Raw genomic sequence first — 16,607 nt, forward strand, 5'->3', positions numbered from 1 at the left:
TTTCTGGGTATCGATGATAATCGACGCCTGTAAAAGTGTCCGACCGGATATTACTTCGAATCACAGTTCCAGCCTGGGATGCGCAGCGCGGCCGTTGCTTTGAAGTGCTTGCTATGCAAGTGCTTTGGCATGGCCGCGATACGCCCGCCTGCGCTTGCGGCCCTGTCAACGCTCCGGCGCGCCCGCGCCCGGCGGCGGCATGGCCGGTCCGGTGAAGGATTCTTTCCACTGTATCGATCCCGGGCGGGCAAACGACGCCCGGTCCCTTTTACTGTAATCAGGAGACCGTCAATGAACGAAACCGCCGAGGCGACAGGGCAGCATCTTCTCGTGGAGCTGACCGCCGACATCGTGGCCGCCTATGTCAGCAACCATGTCGTTCCGGTGACGGAGCTTTCCGGCCTGATCGCCGACGTGCATGCCGCGCTGAACAGCACCAACAGCCCCGCGCCGCCGGCCGTCGTCATCGAGAAGCCGAAGCCGGCCGTTTCGGTGCGCAAGTCCGTGCAGGACGACCAGATCACCTGCCTGGAATGCGGCGGCACCTTCAAGTCGCTGAAGCGCCACCTGATGACCCATCATTCGCTGTCGCCCGAGGAATATCGCGAGAAGTGGGATCTGCCGACCGACTATCCGATGGTCGCCCCCGCCTATGCCGAGGCCCGCTCCCGGCTCGCACGCGAAATGGGCCTCGGCCAGCGCCGCAAGGGCCGCGCGCCGAAGGCATAGGCTCCCCGATCCTCAACAGGGTCGACAAGCATGGCCGGGCGATCGAGCCCGGCATTTTTTGTTGAAGTGTAGAGGAAAAAAAACCTAGAAATTTTTCTGAGATTACGAAAAAGCGTTGAAAATCAACGCAGAGTTGCGGCGACTTGGTTTCTTTCATCTCCGCTCTCCCCGTAGGATGTATGAATTAATTCCTATTCAGGGAGTGACTCATGCGCCAGGCCCCGCCGCCGATCCCCGCTTTTCCCGGCCGAATGCCGCGATCCTATTCGATCCCGCTCGCAGCCTGCCTCGAGGAAGACCGCCCGCGCCTCGGCGAGGGCGTGCCGATGCCGCAGCCGACCGACCTCGACCGCCGCCATGTCTGCCGCAGCATCCGCCTGCTGACCGCCGAGCTCTTCCTCCTTGCCGGAGACCGGGTCCAGGCCCGGCGCGACCGGCGGCGCGCCGCCTGCCATGTCCGGCAGATCTCGATGTATGTCTGCCACGTCGCCCTGCGCCTGTCGCTGACCGATATCGGCATCGCGTTTGGCCGGGACCGCACCACCGTCGGCCATGCCTGCAACGTCGTCGAGGACCGGCGCGACAATCAGGTCTACGACGCCTTCGTGTCCTCCGTCGAGCGCATCGCCGCCGCGGTTTACGGCGTGGAGGACGACCATGGTTGAGGCAGGTGGCGCGCGGGGCGAGGCGGCGCTGTTCCGGCTCTTGCGGCGGCTCTCCCGTGATGCGGGCGAGGGCGGGGCTTCGGTTCCCGACGGGGAGGAGATGGCGGTCACGCTCGACGAGGCCTGCCGGCGCGGCCTCGCGCAGCGCACCGGCGACACGGTGCGGCTGCTGCCGGCGGCGCGGACGTTCCTGCGCCGCGTCCTCGCGGACCGTGACACGGCCTTTTCCGACCAGCATGGCGGCCGAGTTCAACTGGAGGGACGCGCCGGGTCCGCGCCGCGCGTCAATCTGGCCGAATCGCCGCTGTCCGGCCTGGCGCGGCTGAAGGACAAGGCGGGCGCGGCCTACCTGCCGGCCTCCGCGATCGCCGCCGGCGAGCGGCTCCATCGCGATTTCACCCGCGCCGGCCTGCAGCCGCGCCTGACGATGACCTATGCGCCACGCCTGGAAACCCGCACGAAGGGGGCGGCGCCGACCGGCGCGGCGCAGGAGGAAGGAGCGGAGGCGGCCCGGCGGCGCTTAAGCCGGGCGATCGAGGCGATGGGGCCGGAACTGTCGGGCGTGGCGATCGACGTCTGCTGCTTCGAGAAGGGGCTGGAGACGGTCGAGCGGGAGCGGCAATGGCCGGCGCGCTCGGCCAAGCTGATGCTGCGCGCCGCGCTGATGGCGCTCGCCCGCCATTATGCGCCGCCCGGGCCGGAGCGCTCGGGCCCGAAGCCCCGGCACTGGGGCGCGGAGGACTATCGGCCGGCGGCGTCCGGCTACGGCGAGGGGGGCGGCTGAGGTCAGCCGGCCGCGCGCCGCGCCCGGGCCTCGTCCTGGATACGCCGGACCATCGACCGCAGGCCGTTGGCACGCTGGGAGGAAAGATACTCGATCAGGCCCATCCGGTCGAAAAGGGCGAGCGCGTCCGTCTCCACGATCTCGGATGCCCGTTTGCCGGAGAAGATCGACAGGACGATGGCGACGAGGCCCCGCACGATATGGGCATCGGACTCGCCGCGAAAGGCGAGCACCGGATCGTCGCCCGCCTCGGCGGTCTCCGTCACCAGCCAGACCTGGCTTGCGCAGCCCTGCACCTTGTTCGCCGCCGTGCGTTCCTCGGGCGCGAGGTCGGGGATCTTCCGGCCGAGCTCGATGACATAGCTCATCCGGTCCTGCCAGTCGTCGAGATAGGCGCAATCGTCAAGGATCTGGGCGAGCGGCGTCATGGCAGTCCTGCAGGCGGCGGGCGGCGTCCACCACGGGCGCCGACGCGGCTGATATAGTGCAGCCGCCGCCAAATGAGAACCGCGAAATCTCCCTGCGTCCTACGGCGCCGCCCGGGGCCTCGGCGCGGGGATCGGCAGGTTGAGGATGTCGTCGATGCCGGCATCGGCGATCGCCGGCACCGCCTTCGACGTCTCGCCCGCGTCGCGGGCGACGGTCCCGGTCTTGAGCGCGTCCGAGGGCGCGAAACGGGCGTCGAGGAATTCGAAGGCGACACGGGCGCCCTCGCGGGCGCGGTGGCCGAGGGCGACGACGGTTTCGGCGCCCTTCTGGCAGACGTCCGGTTTCTCGACGCACATGGCGCCGACATAGCTCAGCGCCTCGCTCGCGGCGCCGAACGCCCCGCCGATCTCGACCGACGGGCCGGCCTCCAGCGTCTCCTGCGCCGAACGGTCGACCATCGGCAGCAGCACCAGCACCAGCGAGAACCAGAACGTTCCCTTGATCAGAAACCACATCGCCTTCACCTCTGCGGACCGGATGCGGACAGGGGCCGCAGGCGGTTCTCGACGGATTGCGCCCTGACCCTAGGGCGACGGGTGACAAGATGGCTTTGCCAAAACGGCACGCATTTGGCGCAAACTTAGCTAAAATGGGAATGAGCGGCATTTGATGCGCATTCGAGCCATATTTGACCGGCCGATCTTAAGGACTGGGGCAGAGCCGCGGGCGCATCCGCCGCTGCGCCACAGGGACTTTGGCGCGACAGCGCCGCCACAGAGGTTAACGCCTCAGCAAAAAGTGCTGAAAATTCAGCGATTACACGCTGTTAACCACAAACCGGGAAGGTCCCGCCAATCGGGCCAAAACCCGCCGTTCCGGACCTCTGCCGCCCCTTGCGGAGGGTGCCATTTATCCTTTCATTAAGCCGCCGATGCGACATTCGGCACTGTGTTCGCGGGTGCGGAAATCGTGTTTCGAGGCCGCCGCCGCGACATCCGGAATGCACCGGGCCGATGCCTGACCGCACCGCAAGAATGTGCGGAGACGGCATCGAGGATACGGGGCGCCTAAGGTTCTACAGGGTCGAGACAGTGGCTGTATTGCGTAAGATTGGCGACCGGACGGTGTCCCCGACAGCGGGCGACGCGACCTGCCGCGCGGCGGCGGGAGCCGTGGCCGACGGCGGGCGTGCGGCGGAAGGCGCAAGGCTGCGCCTCATCGCCGCCGCCGCCCTCGCGGGGCTGCCGATCATGCCGCTCGTCCTGTCGGTCGCCTGGCCGCTGTCGCTCGCCTTGCCGGTCGGCGTCGCCGTCGTCGCGGCGCTGGCGCTCTTTGCCGCCGCGCTGACGCTGGCGCAGCGCCGTCCGGATGCCGCAAACCCGATCGTCCCCGTGCCCGAGGCGCTTCCGGACCCGCGTGTCTACGACCTCTTTCCCGGCCTCGTGACGCTGCACGATCCGCGCGGCGCGCTGCTCTCCGTCCATGGCCGCGATGCCCCGGCGCTTCTCTCGACGCTGCGCGTGCCCGAGGGGCGCGGCTTCGTCGAGAAGGTGCATGTGTCGGATCGCATCGCCTTCCTCCAGGCGATCGACGGGCTGCGCCAGGGCGGCGACCGCGCGACCGTCGACATCCGCTTCGACCGGCCGGAGATCCGCGTCGAGGGCGAGCAGTTCGTCCATCTGCGCGCCGACCTCTCGGCGCTGCGCGATGCCGGCGGCCGGCTGATCCGCGTCGTCGTGCAGTCGCGCGACATTTCCGAGGAGATGGCGCTGCGCACGGCGGCGACCGCGATGGCGGCGCTGGCCGAATCGGCCAACGAGGCGAAGACGCGCTTCCTCGCCGCCGTCAGCCACGAGCTGCGCACGCCGCTGAACGCGATCCTCGGCTTTTCCGGCATCCTGGCCGGCGAGTATTTCGGCCGGCTCGAAAACGATCGCCAGCGCGAATATGTCGACCTGATCCACAAGTCGGGAACCCATCTGCTCGCCGTCGTCAACACGATGCTCGACATGAGCAAGATCGATGCCGGGCGCTACGAGCTCGTCTGCGAGGCCTTCGACGCGGCGGAGGCGGTCTCGTCCTGCGAACAGATGCTGAGCCTGCAGGCGCGCGACAAGGGCGTGTCGCTGACGAGCCGGATCCAGCGCGGCGTCGGCGAGGTCACCGCCGACCAGCGCGCCTTCCAGCAGATCCTGATCAATCTCGTCGGCAATGCGATCAAGTTCACCGACCAGGGCGGGGTGGTCACCATCGATGCCGCCGTCACCGGCCGCGACCTCGTGCTCACCGTCGGCGATACGGGCATCGGCATCGCCGAGGACAAGCTGGCGCTGATCGGCCAGCCCTTCGTCCAGATCCAGAGCGACTATACCCGCAGCTATGAGGGCACAGGCCTCGGCCTGTCGCTGGTCAAGGGCCTCGTGGCGCTCCATGGCGGCACATTCTCGATCGGCAGCAGGCTTAACGAGGGAACAGTCATCACCGTCACAATTCCGCTCGAACCGGAGGCTAGGCCGGGCGAGGGTGGCGATGCGCAGCGTTTCGAATTTCCGCCGCGATTGAAGGAGACGGGCGCATCGGCGCAGGCGGCATCCGCACGGAGCCGGCTGGGCATGCCGCAGCCGGCCGCAAGGAACGGGGACGCAAGCCATGCCGGCACGCAAGCAAAAACGGCCTGAGAAGGCAAGGGCGCGCAGGCCCGCGCCCGGCAGCCTCGTCGTCGGCGGTCTCGCCTTCGTCGGGCGCTTCGCGCTGCGTCATCCGGGGCCGGTCGCCGGCGGCTTCGTCTTCGCCGCCGTCTTCGGCTTCGTCGCCGCCAATGCGATGTGGCAGCAGCAGGGCATGCATCCCGCGCCGCTGATGCGCACGCGCCTCCCCGCCGGAATGGAGGCGCCGCCGGCCGAAACCGACGCCGCGCCGCGCAAGGTGACGACCTTCGTCATCGAGCGTGAGCCCCCCGCTGCGGGTGCCGGCCCGGCGACGGACGCGGCGGCGGCCGGGATCGAGACGGCGTCGCTTCCGCCGGGCGATCCGTCCTCCCTCTCGACCGACGAGGCCGGCGACCTGCTGACGGTGCGCAAGCCCGAAACCGAGCCCGTGCCCGCCGGGGCGGAACTCGTCACGGCCGTGCAGGCCGAGCTCTACCGCCTCGGCCTCTACGACGGCCGGGCCGACGGCAAGCCGGGACCGAAGACGAGCGCGGCGATCCGGGCCTTCGAGCGCCGGGTCGGGCGCAGCGAGACCGGGACGGCAAGCGAGGACCTTCTGGCGCTGCTGACAATGGCGGCGCCGGCCGGCGGGCCGGCGCGCGACGCGGTGGCGATCCCGGCGGACCGGCCGCTGAAGACGGGCTCGACGAAGGCCGGCATCGATCCGGTGGCGGCCGCGATCCGCGACGCCGAGGGTATCCGCGAGCTGAAGGACAGTCCCGCGGCGGCCACCGTCGAACTCGTCAGCTCGATCCAGCGCGGCCTTGCCAATCTCGCCTATGACGGCATCGTCGTCGACGGCGTGGCGGGCGAACAGACGCGGGCGGCGATCCTGCGCTTCCAGAAGCATTACCGGCTGCCGCCGAACGGCGAGCCGAGCCTTGCGGTGCTGCGCAAGATGAAGGATATCGGCGCCCTGTGAGCGCGCGGCATCCGGTCGCGCGCCTGCCCGGAGCATGCCGCGGTCCCCAAGATCCACGCCGTTCCAGGCCTTTTTCACACCTGTCTCCTGGAAAAACCGCCGCGCGCGTCCAAGAGACAGGCTTTGACGGATCGGACGCGACCATGGCCATCTCCATCGAGACAGGCATCTTGGCGGAGGCGCGCGCGTGACGCCGCGCCTGCGCTCCGACATCGTCGTCGCGGCGCTGCTCCGGCGCGCCTATGCGGCCGGCGACTACGGCGCCGTGCTGCGCAAGGGAAGCGCCGAGGCGGGGGCGATCTTCATCCGCCAGCGCCGGCGCGACGGTTCGGAGCGGCTTTTCGGTCCGGCGCCGCAAAGCCTCGTCGGGGACGAGGGCAGGGCCCGTCTCTTCGAGGCCCGCGCGGCAGCCGGAGAGGACGGCATCGACGCCATTCTTGCGCGGGAGATTCGCTTCGATCCCGATTGCTGGATCGTCGAGGTCGAGGCCGAGCGGATCGAGACCCTCATCGACCTCGCCGGCGAGGGCGGCTGATCACCAGCCGTTGACGCGCATGCCCTGGCGGAAGCCGTAGCCGTAGGCGGGCTCGTCCTCGTCTGCCGGCCGGTTGCTGTTGGCCGCCGCCTCGGCATCGGTCTCGTCGTCGGCGCGAAGCCAGGCGGCGATGCGTGCCTCGGCCTCGCTGCGGCGCGTGGCGGCGAGCAGCGCCTGGGCGCGCGTGGCGGCGCCGAGCCGCTCGGCAAGGTGCGGATAGATCGCCTCCAGCATGTCGCGCGCGTCGTCCGCGGCAATGGCGAGCACCAGCAGGGTGGCGGCGAGCTGCTGGCCGGAGACGTCGAGCAGGATGCGTTCGGCAAGGCTGCGGCTCGACCCGAGCGCGGAGGCGAGCGCGGTGGTGAACAGCACGGTCTCGTCGGCGCGGGCGAAACGCCAGAGCAGCGCGACATGGGTGGGATCGGCCGCGGCCGGGGCGCCGATCTCCGGGGCTGCCGGGGCCGCGGCCCGGGCAAGCGCCTTCAGCTCCTGGCGCAGGCGTTCGTCCGCCTGGAGACGGCCCTCGTCCTCCTCCGCATGCCGTGCCGACGGCGGCGGGCGGCGGCGATGGCCGACGAGAGCGTCGACGACGACCGGGGAGAGATCCGGGCGCCTTGCGATCGCCTGGGCATGGCTTTCTCCGGTCGCCTGGAGGATCTCGATCAGGTCGCGATCGGAAAGCGCAGCGGAACCGGTGAGGAAGGTCGCGGCGACGGCGATCGGCTGGGTGCCGATCAGCAGGGCCGCCTCGGCCGGAACCACCGGGCAGCGCGACAGGGCGGCCGCGGCCTGGCGCCGCGCGGCCATGCTCGAGGCGAGGAAGAGCGGTTCGAACAGTTCGGAAAACTGCCGGAGATCGGAACGGCGCGGGTGGCGCAGGCTTTCGAAGCCGGTCACCGTCGCCATCAGGACGACGTCTTTCAGCCGACCGGTCTGCGGTCTTTCCAATTCACGAAACTGGTCCGCCACGGGCATATCCACTCAACGCAATACCAACGACCCGGTCCGACACGCGGGCATGCCGATAAAATTACGGCAAAATCCTTAGCGGACTGTTAACTATGGGCCTTGGCGTTTGATTCAGTCCTGCGGCAAGGCTGCCTGCGGGGAACAAAGCCGGTCACGGGACGTTTCGGGCATGACGCCGATCGCGCCCGCGGCGCGCCCCCCGAACAAGGAGAACCCGACATGGTGGATGAAAAACTCGAAGCCTTTTCCGCAGTGAAGGAGGCGAAGGCCTCGGTGGAATCGGAGGCCGCAAAGAGCGACGTGGAGGCGCAGATCGCCGAATTGCGCGCGGAAATCAGCCGGCTGACCGAAACCATCTCCGCGATCGGCTCCGGCGCCAAGGCTGTGGTCGAGAGCGAGGCGGAACTGCTCGCTGAGCGGGTCCGCGACCGCGTCCGGCGCGAGCCGGTGACGACGCTCCTGACGGTTGCCGGCGTCTCCTTCCTCTTCGGGCTGATCGCCCGGCGATAGGCACCGGCGCGCCTCTCATGCCGGAGTGTTGCCGGTTTTCAACACAGGCAGGGGAATGGGGCGATCCGGCGACAGGCCGCCCCATTCCGAACCTGCCGATGCCGCAGAGTTTAATGGCTTGTTAACGCTTGGCGTGGCTCACTATGGCCATGGCGGGCACGAGGGTGTCCTCACTGTCGCCCGCCTCGATATCCACATGGCATGCGCAGTATCCGGCCCGCCGCAGATCGGCAGGCGCCGGACATCGGGAGACAGGAGAAAAAGGCGCGCTTCCGGACGGCGGACAACCGTCGCGATGCGCCGGCCCGGAAACGGGCAGGATGGAATAGGCCCGTTCCTCCGTCTCGGAGCCTCGTATGGAGACGAGCATGGCAGAGATCATCAGCATGGCAGACCGCAGGCCGCGACCGCCGCGGGCAAAACCGGAGCGGGTCGGCTTCGTGGAATTTCATAGCGCGCGCGTCCTCTTGTTCACCGGGATCCGGTATGAGCGGCTCGAGACGGCGACGCCGTCCTATCCGCAGGCGCCGGGCGGTTCGGGAAAAACCACGAAGCAGTGACGCCGGGAAAACGGGCTTACCGGATTTACATTCTTCCTGCCGCTGCAGCGCCAGTCGGTAAGAAACCTCGCTTCGACTGGACGCGGTCCAGAGAGCATCGCTGTCCTTCGGCTTCGCCGTTAGGCGTCAAGCCTGCGGTTTTACGACTGTCTTTGCGATGAACCACCGCGTATTCATGCAAGGACATGCCTCAGTTTTGCGGCTCGAGGAGGAGCGGCTCGCAGACCGCCTCGGTGAGGAATTGCCGCGCTTCCTCCTCGTAACTCTCGGTCGGCGCCAGCGCCCGCAGCACGGCAAAACCTTCATCGTCCGCATGTTCGACGAGGATGGACTTCTCAAGGCCCGGCGGCAGGGACTTGCGCAGCGCCACGAGTTGCGCCGGCGTCGCGACGACAAGATCGAGCCGGCGATCGACCGCTGTGCGGTCGTTCATGCTGAACACCTCGTTCGAGCGGCTGTCGAACACGCCGAGCGACCAGAGCGGCACCGGCCCTTCGGCGTAGAATCGCACCGGACCTTCCTTCACCGAATAGCCGCAGACCGCGACCCTTAGGAACGGATCGCCGTTCGAAAGCCCGGTGGGACCGGGCCGCCGCGTCAACTGGAAGAAACTGTCCATCTCGTAGAGTTCGAAGACGCGCGCATGGGCGTCCCGGGCCGAGAGCGAGGGCAGGGCGAGGATGATGACGATGTGCAGGAGGGCGGCGCCGACGAGGCCGATGGCGACGGCGAGGAGGAGGCTACGCATCGCAGCCCGTCCGCAGGATCGAGGGCATGGTGAGCGCGACCACGCGCGAGGAGCCGGCCGCCGGCGTATCGAGCAGCGTCAGCGCCAGGCGGAAGCGGCCCTCCGCCCGGATCGCCAGCCAGTTTCCCGGCTGCGAGGCGGCCGAGACGCCGATGTCGAAGCTGTTGTCCGCCTTGCGCAGCACCGTCCAGGCATTGAGCGCGGCCGGCAGTTCGGGGCCGGGATCGAGCGGCGCGCCGCTGTCCGAAAGCGCGTAGAGCGTCCAGAAGCGGGCGGGGGGCGTCAGCCCCGACAGGCGATAGGTGCAGCGCGCGTCGAGCGGCCGCCCGTCGTCGTCGGCAGAGGCGGTGAAGGCGAGGCCCTCCGCCTCGCCGAGAAGCAGCGCGCCGGCCCGCGCCTTCTCCGCCTTGGCATAGGGATCAGCCCGATCCGTCTGGGCGGCCGGACGGGCGGTCCAGCCGCCGATGGCGATCGTCCCGAAGCCCGGCGCAGCCGCGAGCGCGGCCAGCACCGACCAGATACCGAGGCCGAACGCGATCGCAAGGCTCACGGCGACGAAGAGAGGAAGACGCAGGACCGGCGGCATCGGGTCTTCCCGCTCACTGGCTCGACGCCGTCGCCGTCCCGTCGATGGCGGCATCGAGGCTCGCCACGGGGCCGGCGGCCGGCTGCTTCAGCGCCGGGGCCTCGGCAAGGCGGCGTTCGAGCGCCTTCATCAGCCGCGTCGCCTCGATCGACAGCATGCGCGGACGCATCAGCGGCGCAAGCGCGCCGTCCTCGGCGGAGGCCACCGCCGCCTCGCCCGTCTTCGACGGCCCGGGCAACGGGTTGTCGATGCCCGGGATCGGCTGGTGGGCGATGCCCTGCTCGGCATAGTCCATCAGCCGCTTGAAGGTCTGCGCGGGAAGCGAGCCGCCGGTCATGTTGTTGGTCGGCGTGTAGTCGTCGTTGCCGAACCAGACGGCGGTGGTGTAGTCGCCGGAAAAGCCGACATACCAGGCGTCGCGATAGGCCTGGGTCGTGCCGGTCTTGCCGCCGGAGACGATGCCGCCGGCAAGGGCCGCCTTGCGCGCCGTGCCGATCACCGGGATCTGGGTGAGGATCTGGTTCATCGAGGCGACCGCCTTTTCGGAGAGCACCCGCCGCGGCGCCGGCGCGTCGCGGGAAAAATCGTAGAGCACCTCGCCGGCATAGTTCATGACCTGCGCGATGCCGTGGCGGCGCGATTCGAGACCGCCGGCGGGGAAGACCGCATAGGCCGTCGCCTGGTCGAGCACGGTGACCTCGGATGTGCCGAGCGGCATGGTCTTGTCGGTGCGGATCGGTGTTTCGACCCCCATCGCCTTCGCCGTCTCGGCGATGATCTCGGTGCCGAGCACGTCCTTGGCGAGGCGGACGGGAACGGTGTTGATCGACTTCGCCAGCGCGGTCGCCATCGTCACGCGGCCGGAGAAGGAGCGGCCGTAATTCTGCGGCGACCAGCCGCGCCAGGTGATCGGCGCATCGGTGACGACGGTCTGCGGCGTCATGCCCTTCTCCATCGCCGCCGCATAGGTATAGACCTTGAAGGAGGAGCCCGGCTGGCGCAGCGCGCGGGTGGCGCGGTTGAACTGGCTTTCGCCATAGTCGCGCCCGCCGACCATGGCGCGCACCTCGCCGCCGTTCTCGACCATGACCAGGGCGCCCTGGCGCACGCGAAAGCCCTCGCCATACTGCCTGAGGCCGGTCTCGACCGCCTCTTCCGCCGCGCGCTGCAGCCCCATGTCGATGGTGGTGCGCACGATCAGCGAATGCTGGTCGAAATCGGCCGCGATGCGGCGGACCTCGTCGAAGGCCCAGTCGAGGAAGAAGTCCGGCGCCTTGATCCCGCTCGCCGCGCGGCCGGCAACCGAGGCCGGATTGAGGCGCGCGGCGATCACCTGGCCCTCGGTCATCAGCCCGCTCTGGACGAGATTGCTCAAGACCTCGTTCGCCCGGCCGCGCGCGGCCGGCAGGTCGACATGCGGGGCATAGCGGGCCGGCGCCTTGAAGAGGCCGGCAAGCATGGCGGCCTCGGCCAGATTGACGTCGGTGATCGGCTTGCCGAAATAGAACTGCGCGGCCGCGGCCGCGCCGAAGGTGCCGCCGCCCATATAGGCGCGGTCGAGATAGAGGCGCAGGATCTCCGTCTTCGACAGGTTCGCCTCCAGCCAGAGGGCAAGGAAGGCCTCCTTGATCTTGCGCTCGATGGTGCGCTCGTTGGAGAGGAACAGGTTCTTGGCGAGCTGCTGCGTCAGCGTCGAGCCGCCCTGGACCACGCCGCCGGCACGGGCATTTTCCGTCATCGCGCGGGCAAGGCCGACGAGGTCGATGCCGTAATGGTCGAAGAACCGGCGGTCCTCGGTCGCCAGCACAGCCTTGACGAAATGGTCCGGCAACGCCTCGATCGGCACGGCATCCTCGTGGATGATGCCGCGATGGCCGATCTCGTTGCCGTAGCGGTCGAGGAAGGTGACGGCGAAGTCGCCCTGGGCCTGCCAGTTGCCCTTGGTCTCCTCGAAGGCGGGCAGAGCGAGCGCCAGCATCAGCACGGCGCCGGCCGCACCGAGCGTCATGCCCTCGCCGGCCACCTCGAAGGCGGCCTTCTTCCAGCCGGTGACGCGGAAGCGGGCGAAGAAGATGTTGATTTCCTCGACGATCTCGCCGGCGCGGGTCGCCGCCGTCCAGAGGGTGGAATCGATCCACGCGTCGAGGCGCAGCAGCCTGTGGCGCTTCAGCAGCGTGGTTTCCTCGTCGTCATGTTCCGGCACGGCGCGTCCTGCATCTTCCTCGGATCGGGCCGATATTTGCATGGGGGAGGTTTCTATTCTACTTGCATGTGCCGATCCTGGCGGGAAAACCGGGGATCACGGTAAAGGCGGCAGGCTGACAGGACGAACATGGCGGAAAGCAGGCCCTTCTGGAAGACGAAGTCTCTCGAGGCGATGAGCGACGCGGAGTGGGAGAGCCTCTGCGACGGCTGCGGCCGCTGTTGCCTGAACAAGCTGGAGGACTGGGACACCGGCGAAATCGCCTGGACCCGCATCGCCTGCACGCTGCTCGACGGCACGAGCTGCCGCTGTCGCGACTACGAGAACCGGCAGGCGACCGTGCCGGACTGCATCCGGCTGACGGCGGAGGCGGTGCGCGAGATCAGCTGGCTGCCGCCGACCTGCGGCTACCGGCTGGTGCGCGACGGCGAGGATCTCTACTGGTGGCATCCGCTTCTCTCGGGCGATCCGGAGACCGTGCATGCGGCCGGCATCTCGGTGCGCGGGCGCACCGTGCCGGAGGACGGGATCGACATCGACGACTACGAGGACTATCTGGTCGACTGGCCGATGGAGGAGGGACCCGGCTGAAGGGGCGGCTCAGGCGGGCGGCAGCGGCATGGACTGGAAGGCGCGCTCCAGCCGTCTCGGTGCGACGTTGCGCCAGGCCCGCTCGATGACGTCGCGGACGACCGCGCCATCGGCCTCGGTGAAATAGAGCGACGTCCAGCCCCGTGCGCCCCAACCGCCGGACACGGCCACGGCGAGACCCGGCTCGGTCGCGAGCAGCAGCGCCTGCTGGTCCGGCGTCAGCTTGACGACGGCGCGGCCCGGCTCCGGAAACGACATGAAGATATGCTTGCCGACGCGAAAGTCGCGTTTGCCGAAATGGGAACTCTCCCGCGTTCCCGGCAGCGCAAGCGCCATGTTTTCCAGCGTTTCGGATCGCATGAGAAAGGATAGCACGGAACGGCGGCCGCGCAAGGCGGCGGTCCGGCGTGGCGTCAGGGATGCGTCCGGATCAGGCGAACCGAGAGAAAATAGGAAAATAATCCTTGACGGCGTCACGGTGCTCTGGTAGGTTTTTCCTACAGTCGGAGACATGGGCGAACGGCCCGGCGCCAAGGCCGGTGGGCTTGGCTGATCTCCTCTAGACGGCGGCAATCATGACAGCGATGGAGCGTTCGGCCGGCGCGCCTTCGCGCGGCGGAGCGGATCCGTGTTTGCGGAGACGGGACGATGGGTCGGGCGGTGGATGCGGCGGTGGATGCGGTCAGTGCGGACCTCTTCGGCTTCTGGGGGCCGGCGGAGGCCTATGACGGGAACGGCCCGGTTGTGGTCGTCGGTGCCGTGCTCGACACCAAGGGCGAAATCGACGCGGACGGGACACGGCCGCTGCAGGACATGCTCAACGGCATGACCAAGGAACTGCGCGAGCAGCTCCAGCTGTTCCAGCGGCTGCGGCGGCAGGCCGAGGCCGATGCCGCCACCGAGGGGCTCGACCGCAAGCAGGCGCAGGCCGACGCCAAGGCGGCGCTCGAGGCGCTGCAGCTGATCATCCGGACGCTCGAGAAGATCGACGCGATGCAGCGGACGATCGCCGCCGACCGGCGCCGCACCGCCGAGGCGGGCGAGGAGGCCGATTATGCCCGTCTCGTCGCCCTGTTCGAGCGCCGGGTCGAGGAGCGGGCGATCGCGCTGGTCGCGGCGCGCACGGGAGAACCCGGGCCGCCGGACGGAGCCGGATGAGGCGGCGCGGGCGCGGCGGCAAGGCGGACACGCACGCGACGAAGGCATGGATCGCAGCGACGGAGCGGATCGTGACGGACCAACGGACGCGCTTCGACGCCATCATGCAGACCCATGCGCAGACCATGACCGGAGGGCGCGACCTCCTGGAGCGCGCGGGCGCCACCTTAGAGAATGTCTCGCAAAACTGTGCAGCGGTTTTGCGAAAAGACACGCGTAAAAACAAAGACCTAAAGTGTACGAGCGAATCTGAAAGATCGCGACACGCTTTAGCCGGAGACCGGACGGATGCAGCGCGAGCGGACATGGGCGGATCGACGCCGGTCGATGGTGCGGCGGGCGACGGCGGAGCGCCGGCGGAGGCCTGCCTGCGGCGCTTCCTCCACGACTGGCGCTTCCTCGGGCGGCCGGAGCAGATGGCGCCGGAGGGCGACTGGCGCGTCTGGCTGATGATGGGCGGGCGCGGCTCGGGCAAGACGCGGGCGGGCGCCGAATGGGTGCAGGCAACGGCGACGGCGACGGCGGGCCTGCGCATCGCGCTGGTGGCCGAAACGCTCGGCGACGCGCGCGAGGTGATGGTCGACGGGGTCTCCGGCATCTGCGCCATCGCGCGGCGTATGGCGCCGGATTTCGAGGCGTCGCGGCGCAGGCTCGTCTGGCCGAACGGCTCGATCGCGCAGATCTTCTCGTCGGAAGATCCGGAAAGCCTGCGCGGACCCCAGTTCCACGCCGCCTGGTGCGACGAACTCGGAAAATGGCGACATCCGCAGGAGACCTTCGACATGCTGCAATTCGCGCTGCGCCTCGGCGAGCAGCCGCGGATGCTGGTGACGACGACGCCGCGACCGATCCCGCTCCTGAAAGCGCTGACCGGCGAGCCCTCGACGGTGCTCCGGCGCATCCGCACGGTCGACAATGCGGACAATCTCTCCGCCGGGTTCGTCGCGGCGATGCAGGCCCGCTATGGCGGCACGCGGCTCGGACGGCAGGAGCTCGGCGGCGAGATGATCGCCGACCGCACCGACGGGCTGTGGTCGCGCGAGCGGATCGAGGCGCTGGTGCGGCGCGACGGCGCCGCGACGGGGCGCATCGTTGTCGCCGTCGATCCGCCGGCGGCGGCGGGCCGGCAGTCCTGCTGCGGCATCGTCGTCGCCGGGCTTGCGGCGGACGGTCGCGGCGTAGTGCTGGCCGACGCGTCCGTCGAGGGCGCGGGACCGGCGGTCTGGGCACAGGCGGTCAGCCGCGCCTATCGCCGCTTCGGCGCCGACCGGGTGGTCGCGGAAATCAACCAGGGCGGCGACATGGTGGCGGCGGTGCTGGCGAGCGTCGATCCCTCGCTTCCCGTCTCGTCGGTGCGGGCGACGCGCGGCAAATGGCTGCGCGCCGAGCCTGTGGCGGCGCTCTACGAGCAGGGGCGGGTGGTGCATGCCGGGCATTTCCCGGCGCTGGAGGACCAGATGTGCGATTTCGGGCCGGAGGGCCTCTCCTCCGGGCGCTCGCCGGACCGGCTCGATGCGCTGGTCTGGGCGCTGACGGCGCTGATGATCGACACCGGCGCCGAGCCGCGGGTGCGGGAGCTCTGATCCCCCCTCCGCCGTCTGTGACGACTACTGGTCGCGGGGCGTGGGCGGGGTCGGCCGGGACGGCTCGCGCATCTGGCGCCATTCATTTTCGAAGCGCTGAATGAGGGCGGGCGATACCGTGTTCGGCTTGAGGTCGACATCGGTCGTGGTCTGGGTCGTCATGGTGCTCTCCCGGAATGGTGGTGCGGCGATACGCGTCTCACGCGCCGAATTTCTTGTAAAGATCCAAGAAAAATCCTTAAACGATTTAAAAATCCTCAAATCGATTGAAACTTGCGGTGGGGTTAACGCATGATTGTCGACCGGAGTTCCTTTTTCGACCGGGTACGTACCTCGCTGTTTGGCGGGCGTCTCGGCGCGGCGCAGGTCGCGGGCATCGAACGCATCCTCGACCGATTCGAAGCGGACTGGCCGGACGGCGATCCGCGCTTCCTCGCCTATATCCTCGCCACCGCCCATCACGAGACCGGGCGGGCGATGGTGGCGGTCGAGGAAAACCTCAACTACTCCGCCGCGCGGTTGCGGGCGGTGTTCCCACGTCGCTTTTCCGTGGCCGAAGCGGCCGCCTATCAGCACCGGCCCGAACGGATCGCCAACCGCGTCTATGGCGGGCGGCTCGGCAACGGGCCCGAGGCCTCCGGCGACGGCTGGCGTTTTCGCGGACGCGGGCTGGTGCAGATCACCGGCCGGGCGAACTACGCGACTTACGGGATCGTCGAGCGGCTCGAGGCGGCGATGGAGCCGGACACGGCGGCGCGCATCCTGATCGACGGCATGGTCCACGGCCGTTTCACCGGCATGCGCCTTGCCGACCGGTTCACGGCGACGGGAAGCGACTGGGTCGGGGCCCGCCGCATCGTCAACGGCCTCGACTGCGCCGAGGCGATCGCGGGCTATGGCCGGCTCTACCGCGACGCACTTTGACAT

At 68.9% G+C, this 16,607-nt stretch carries 20 protein-coding genes; 12 read left to right on the forward strand and 8 right to left on the reverse strand.

The features are described 5' to 3' along the window. Positions 1-291 precede the first annotated feature (291 nt). The 3 genes from ACEVQ6_RS07765 to ACEVQ6_RS07775 all read left to right on the forward strand — a co-directional run bounded on the left by ACEVQ6_RS07765 (position 292) and on the right by ACEVQ6_RS07775 (position 2,178). A complete protein-coding gene (locus tag ACEVQ6_RS07765) occupies positions 292-729 on the forward strand; it encodes a MucR family transcriptional regulator (RefSeq protein WP_374888366.1) in 438 nt (145 codons plus the stop codon). 209 nt (positions 730-938) lie between these two features. Then, positions 939-1,394 carry a helix-turn-helix domain-containing protein gene (locus ACEVQ6_RS07770; protein WP_374888367.1) on the forward strand — a complete coding sequence of 152 codons (456 nt, stop codon included), beginning with the start codon at positions 939-941 and terminating at the stop codon, positions 1,392-1,394. After that, complete coding sequence (locus ACEVQ6_RS07775) at positions 1,387-2,178, forward strand: DUF6456 domain-containing protein (protein ID WP_374888368.1); 792 nt, start codon at positions 1,387-1,389, stop codon at positions 2,176-2,178. Before ACEVQ6_RS07770 ends, ACEVQ6_RS07775 begins: the two co-directional genes overlap by 8 nt. A 2-nt stretch (positions 2,179-2,180) precedes the next feature. Here the strand turns inward: ACEVQ6_RS07775 and ACEVQ6_RS07780 are convergent, their stop codons facing one another. Together ACEVQ6_RS07780 and ACEVQ6_RS07785 are read right to left on the reverse strand one after the other, a co-directional pair. Beyond that, positions 2,181-2,606: a SufE family protein gene (locus ACEVQ6_RS07780; protein ID WP_374888369.1), complete on the reverse strand. Its 426-nt coding sequence runs from the start codon at positions 2,604-2,606 to the stop codon at positions 2,181-2,183. 99 nt (positions 2,607-2,705) lie between these two features. After that, entirely contained in the window at positions 2,706-3,122 is a 417-nt protein-coding gene (locus tag ACEVQ6_RS07785; RefSeq protein WP_374888370.1) for a DUF5330 domain-containing protein, read from the reverse strand. A gap of 576 nt (positions 3,123-3,698) precedes the next feature. Between ACEVQ6_RS07785 and ACEVQ6_RS07790 the strand changes: the two genes are divergently transcribed. From ACEVQ6_RS07790 to ACEVQ6_RS07800, 3 genes are all read left to right on the forward strand, one after another. Beyond that, positions 3,699-5,285, forward strand: coding sequence for a sensor histidine kinase (locus tag ACEVQ6_RS07790; protein ID WP_374888371.1), 1,587 nt, complete (start codon positions 3,699-3,701; stop codon positions 5,283-5,285). Beyond that, the gene (locus ACEVQ6_RS07795) at positions 5,257-6,237 is read left to right on the forward strand and encodes a peptidoglycan-binding domain-containing protein (protein ID WP_374888372.1); all 981 of its coding nucleotides are present in this window, start codon (positions 5,257-5,259) and stop codon (positions 6,235-6,237) included. The genes ACEVQ6_RS07790 and ACEVQ6_RS07795 overlap by 29 nt, the downstream gene beginning before the upstream one ends. A 187-nt stretch (positions 6,238-6,424) precedes the next feature. Further along, the gene (locus tag ACEVQ6_RS07800; protein WP_374888373.1) at positions 6,425-6,772 is read left to right on the forward strand and encodes a DUF1491 family protein; all 348 of its coding nucleotides are present in this window, start codon (positions 6,425-6,427) and stop codon (positions 6,770-6,772) included. Here ACEVQ6_RS07800 and ACEVQ6_RS07805 read toward each other — a convergent pair whose 3' ends face one another. Beyond that, positions 6,773-7,741, reverse strand: coding sequence for a DUF2336 domain-containing protein (locus ACEVQ6_RS07805; protein WP_374888374.1), 969 nt, complete (start codon positions 7,739-7,741; stop codon positions 6,773-6,775). 219 nt (positions 7,742-7,960) lie between these two features. Here ACEVQ6_RS07805 and ACEVQ6_RS07810 point away from each other — a divergent pair, with 219 nt between their 5' ends. Both ACEVQ6_RS07810 and ACEVQ6_RS07815 read left to right on the forward strand, forming a co-directional pair. Then, positions 7,961-8,251: a hypothetical protein gene (locus tag ACEVQ6_RS07810; protein WP_374888375.1), complete on the forward strand. Its 291-nt coding sequence runs from the start codon at positions 7,961-7,963 to the stop codon at positions 8,249-8,251. 368 nt (positions 8,252-8,619) lie between these two features. Next, the gene (locus tag ACEVQ6_RS07815) at positions 8,620-8,811 is read left to right on the forward strand and encodes a hypothetical protein (RefSeq protein WP_374888376.1); all 192 of its coding nucleotides are present in this window, start codon (positions 8,620-8,622) and stop codon (positions 8,809-8,811) included. Positions 8,812-9,001: 190 nt separating this feature from the next. Here ACEVQ6_RS07815 and ACEVQ6_RS07820 read toward each other — a convergent pair whose 3' ends face one another. Genes ACEVQ6_RS07820 through ACEVQ6_RS07830 form a run of 3 tightly spaced genes read right to left on the reverse strand, consistent with a single transcriptional unit; the run spans position 9,002 to position 12,390 of the window. After that, on the reverse strand, positions 9,002-9,559 hold the full coding sequence (locus ACEVQ6_RS07820) for a DUF1254 domain-containing protein (protein WP_374888377.1): 558 nt from the start codon (positions 9,557-9,559) through the stop codon (positions 9,002-9,004). Then, positions 9,552-10,145 (reverse strand): DUF1214 domain-containing protein, encoded by a 594-nt coding sequence (locus tag ACEVQ6_RS07825; protein ID WP_374888378.1) that lies wholly within the window; start codon positions 10,143-10,145, stop codon positions 9,552-9,554. Before ACEVQ6_RS07825 ends, ACEVQ6_RS07820 begins: the two co-directional genes overlap by 8 nt. A 13-nt stretch (positions 10,146-10,158) precedes the next feature. Then, positions 10,159-12,390 carry a transglycosylase domain-containing protein gene (locus ACEVQ6_RS07830; RefSeq protein WP_374888379.1) on the reverse strand — a complete coding sequence of 744 codons (2,232 nt, stop codon included), beginning with the start codon at positions 12,388-12,390 and terminating at the stop codon, positions 10,159-10,161. 87 nt (positions 12,391-12,477) lie between these two features. Here ACEVQ6_RS07830 and ACEVQ6_RS07835 point away from each other — a divergent pair, with 87 nt between their 5' ends. Beyond that, on the forward strand, positions 12,478-12,939 hold the full coding sequence (locus ACEVQ6_RS07835; RefSeq protein WP_374888380.1) for a YcgN family cysteine cluster protein: 462 nt from the start codon (positions 12,478-12,480) through the stop codon (positions 12,937-12,939). A gap of 9 nt (positions 12,940-12,948) precedes the next feature. Here ACEVQ6_RS07835 and ACEVQ6_RS07840 read toward each other — a convergent pair whose 3' ends face one another. Then, entirely contained in the window at positions 12,949-13,299 is a 351-nt protein-coding gene (locus ACEVQ6_RS07840) for an MmcQ/YjbR family DNA-binding protein (protein WP_374888581.1), read from the reverse strand. A 288-nt stretch (positions 13,300-13,587) separates the two neighbouring features. Here ACEVQ6_RS07840 and ACEVQ6_RS07845 point away from each other — a divergent pair, with 288 nt between their 5' ends. Then, positions 13,588-14,097 carry a hypothetical protein gene (locus ACEVQ6_RS07845; RefSeq protein WP_374888381.1) on the forward strand — a complete coding sequence of 170 codons (510 nt, stop codon included), beginning with the start codon at positions 13,588-13,590 and terminating at the stop codon, positions 14,095-14,097. A gap of 305 nt (positions 14,098-14,402) precedes the next feature. Further along, complete coding sequence (locus tag ACEVQ6_RS07850; protein WP_374888382.1) at positions 14,403-15,680, forward strand: DNA-packaging protein; 1,278 nt, start codon at positions 14,403-14,405, stop codon at positions 15,678-15,680. 24 nt (positions 15,681-15,704) lie between these two features. On the opposite strand, the gene ACEVQ6_RS07855 is transcribed toward ACEVQ6_RS07850, so the two are convergent. Continuing rightward, a complete protein-coding gene (locus ACEVQ6_RS07855; RefSeq protein ID WP_374888383.1) occupies positions 15,705-15,842 on the reverse strand; it encodes a hypothetical protein in 138 nt (45 codons plus the stop codon). A gap of 129 nt (positions 15,843-15,971) precedes the next feature. Between ACEVQ6_RS07855 and ACEVQ6_RS07860 the strand changes: the two genes are divergently transcribed. Then, positions 15,972-16,604: a hypothetical protein gene (locus ACEVQ6_RS07860; RefSeq protein WP_374888384.1), complete on the forward strand. Its 633-nt coding sequence runs from the start codon at positions 15,972-15,974 to the stop codon at positions 16,602-16,604. Positions 16,605-16,607: the final 3 nt, after the last annotated feature.

Source organism: Ensifer soli, assembly GCF_041928815.1.
Lineage (GTDB): Bacteria > Pseudomonadota > Alphaproteobacteria > Rhizobiales > Rhizobiaceae > JBHFEI01.

Bases quoted from the DNA above. Each gene is read 5' to 3' on its own strand.
- ACEVQ6_RS07765 (WP_374888366.1), top strand. From the start codon at position 292: ATGAACGAAACCGCCGAGGCGACAGGGCAGCATCTTCTCGTGGAGCTG.
- ACEVQ6_RS07770 (WP_374888367.1), top strand. From the start codon at position 939: ATGCGCCAGGCCCCGCCGCCGATCCCCGCTTTTCCCGGCCGAATGCCG.
- ACEVQ6_RS07775 (WP_374888368.1), top strand. From the start codon at position 1,387: ATGGTTGAGGCAGGTGGCGCGCGGGGCGAGGCGGCGCTGTTCCGGCTC.
- ACEVQ6_RS07780 (WP_374888369.1), bottom strand. From the start codon at position 2,606: ATGACGCCGCTCGCCCAGATCCTTGACGATTGCGCCTATCTCGACGAC.
- ACEVQ6_RS07785 (WP_374888370.1), bottom strand. From the start codon at position 3,122: ATGTGGTTTCTGATCAAGGGAACGTTCTGGTTCTCGCTGGTGCTGGTG.
- ACEVQ6_RS07795 (WP_374888372.1), top strand. From the start codon at position 5,257: ATGCCGGCACGCAAGCAAAAACGGCCTGAGAAGGCAAGGGCGCGCAGG.
- ACEVQ6_RS07810 (WP_374888375.1), top strand. From the start codon at position 7,961: ATGGTGGATGAAAAACTCGAAGCCTTTTCCGCAGTGAAGGAGGCGAAG.
- ACEVQ6_RS07815 (WP_374888376.1), top strand. From the start codon at position 8,620: ATGGCAGAGATCATCAGCATGGCAGACCGCAGGCCGCGACCGCCGCGG.
- ACEVQ6_RS07820 (WP_374888377.1), bottom strand. From the start codon at position 9,559: ATGCGTAGCCTCCTCCTCGCCGTCGCCATCGGCCTCGTCGGCGCCGCC.
- ACEVQ6_RS07825 (WP_374888378.1), bottom strand. From the start codon at position 10,145: ATGCCGCCGGTCCTGCGTCTTCCTCTCTTCGTCGCCGTGAGCCTTGCG.
- ACEVQ6_RS07830 (WP_374888379.1), bottom strand. From the start codon at position 12,390: ATGCAAATATCGGCCCGATCCGAGGAAGATGCAGGACGCGCCGTGCCG.
- ACEVQ6_RS07835 (WP_374888380.1), top strand. From the start codon at position 12,478: ATGGCGGAAAGCAGGCCCTTCTGGAAGACGAAGTCTCTCGAGGCGATG.
- ACEVQ6_RS07840 (WP_374888581.1), bottom strand. From the start codon at position 13,299: ATGCGATCCGAAACGCTGGAAAACATGGCGCTTGCGCTGCCGGGAACG.
- ACEVQ6_RS07845 (WP_374888381.1), top strand. From the start codon at position 13,588: ATGGGTCGGGCGGTGGATGCGGCGGTGGATGCGGTCAGTGCGGACCTC.
- ACEVQ6_RS07850 (WP_374888382.1), top strand. From the start codon at position 14,403: ATGGGCGGATCGACGCCGGTCGATGGTGCGGCGGGCGACGGCGGAGCG.
- ACEVQ6_RS07855 (WP_374888383.1), bottom strand. From the start codon at position 15,842: ATGACGACCCAGACCACGACCGATGTCGACCTCAAGCCGAACACGGTA.
- ACEVQ6_RS07860 (WP_374888384.1), top strand. From the start codon at position 15,972: ATGATTGTCGACCGGAGTTCCTTTTTCGACCGGGTACGTACCTCGCTG.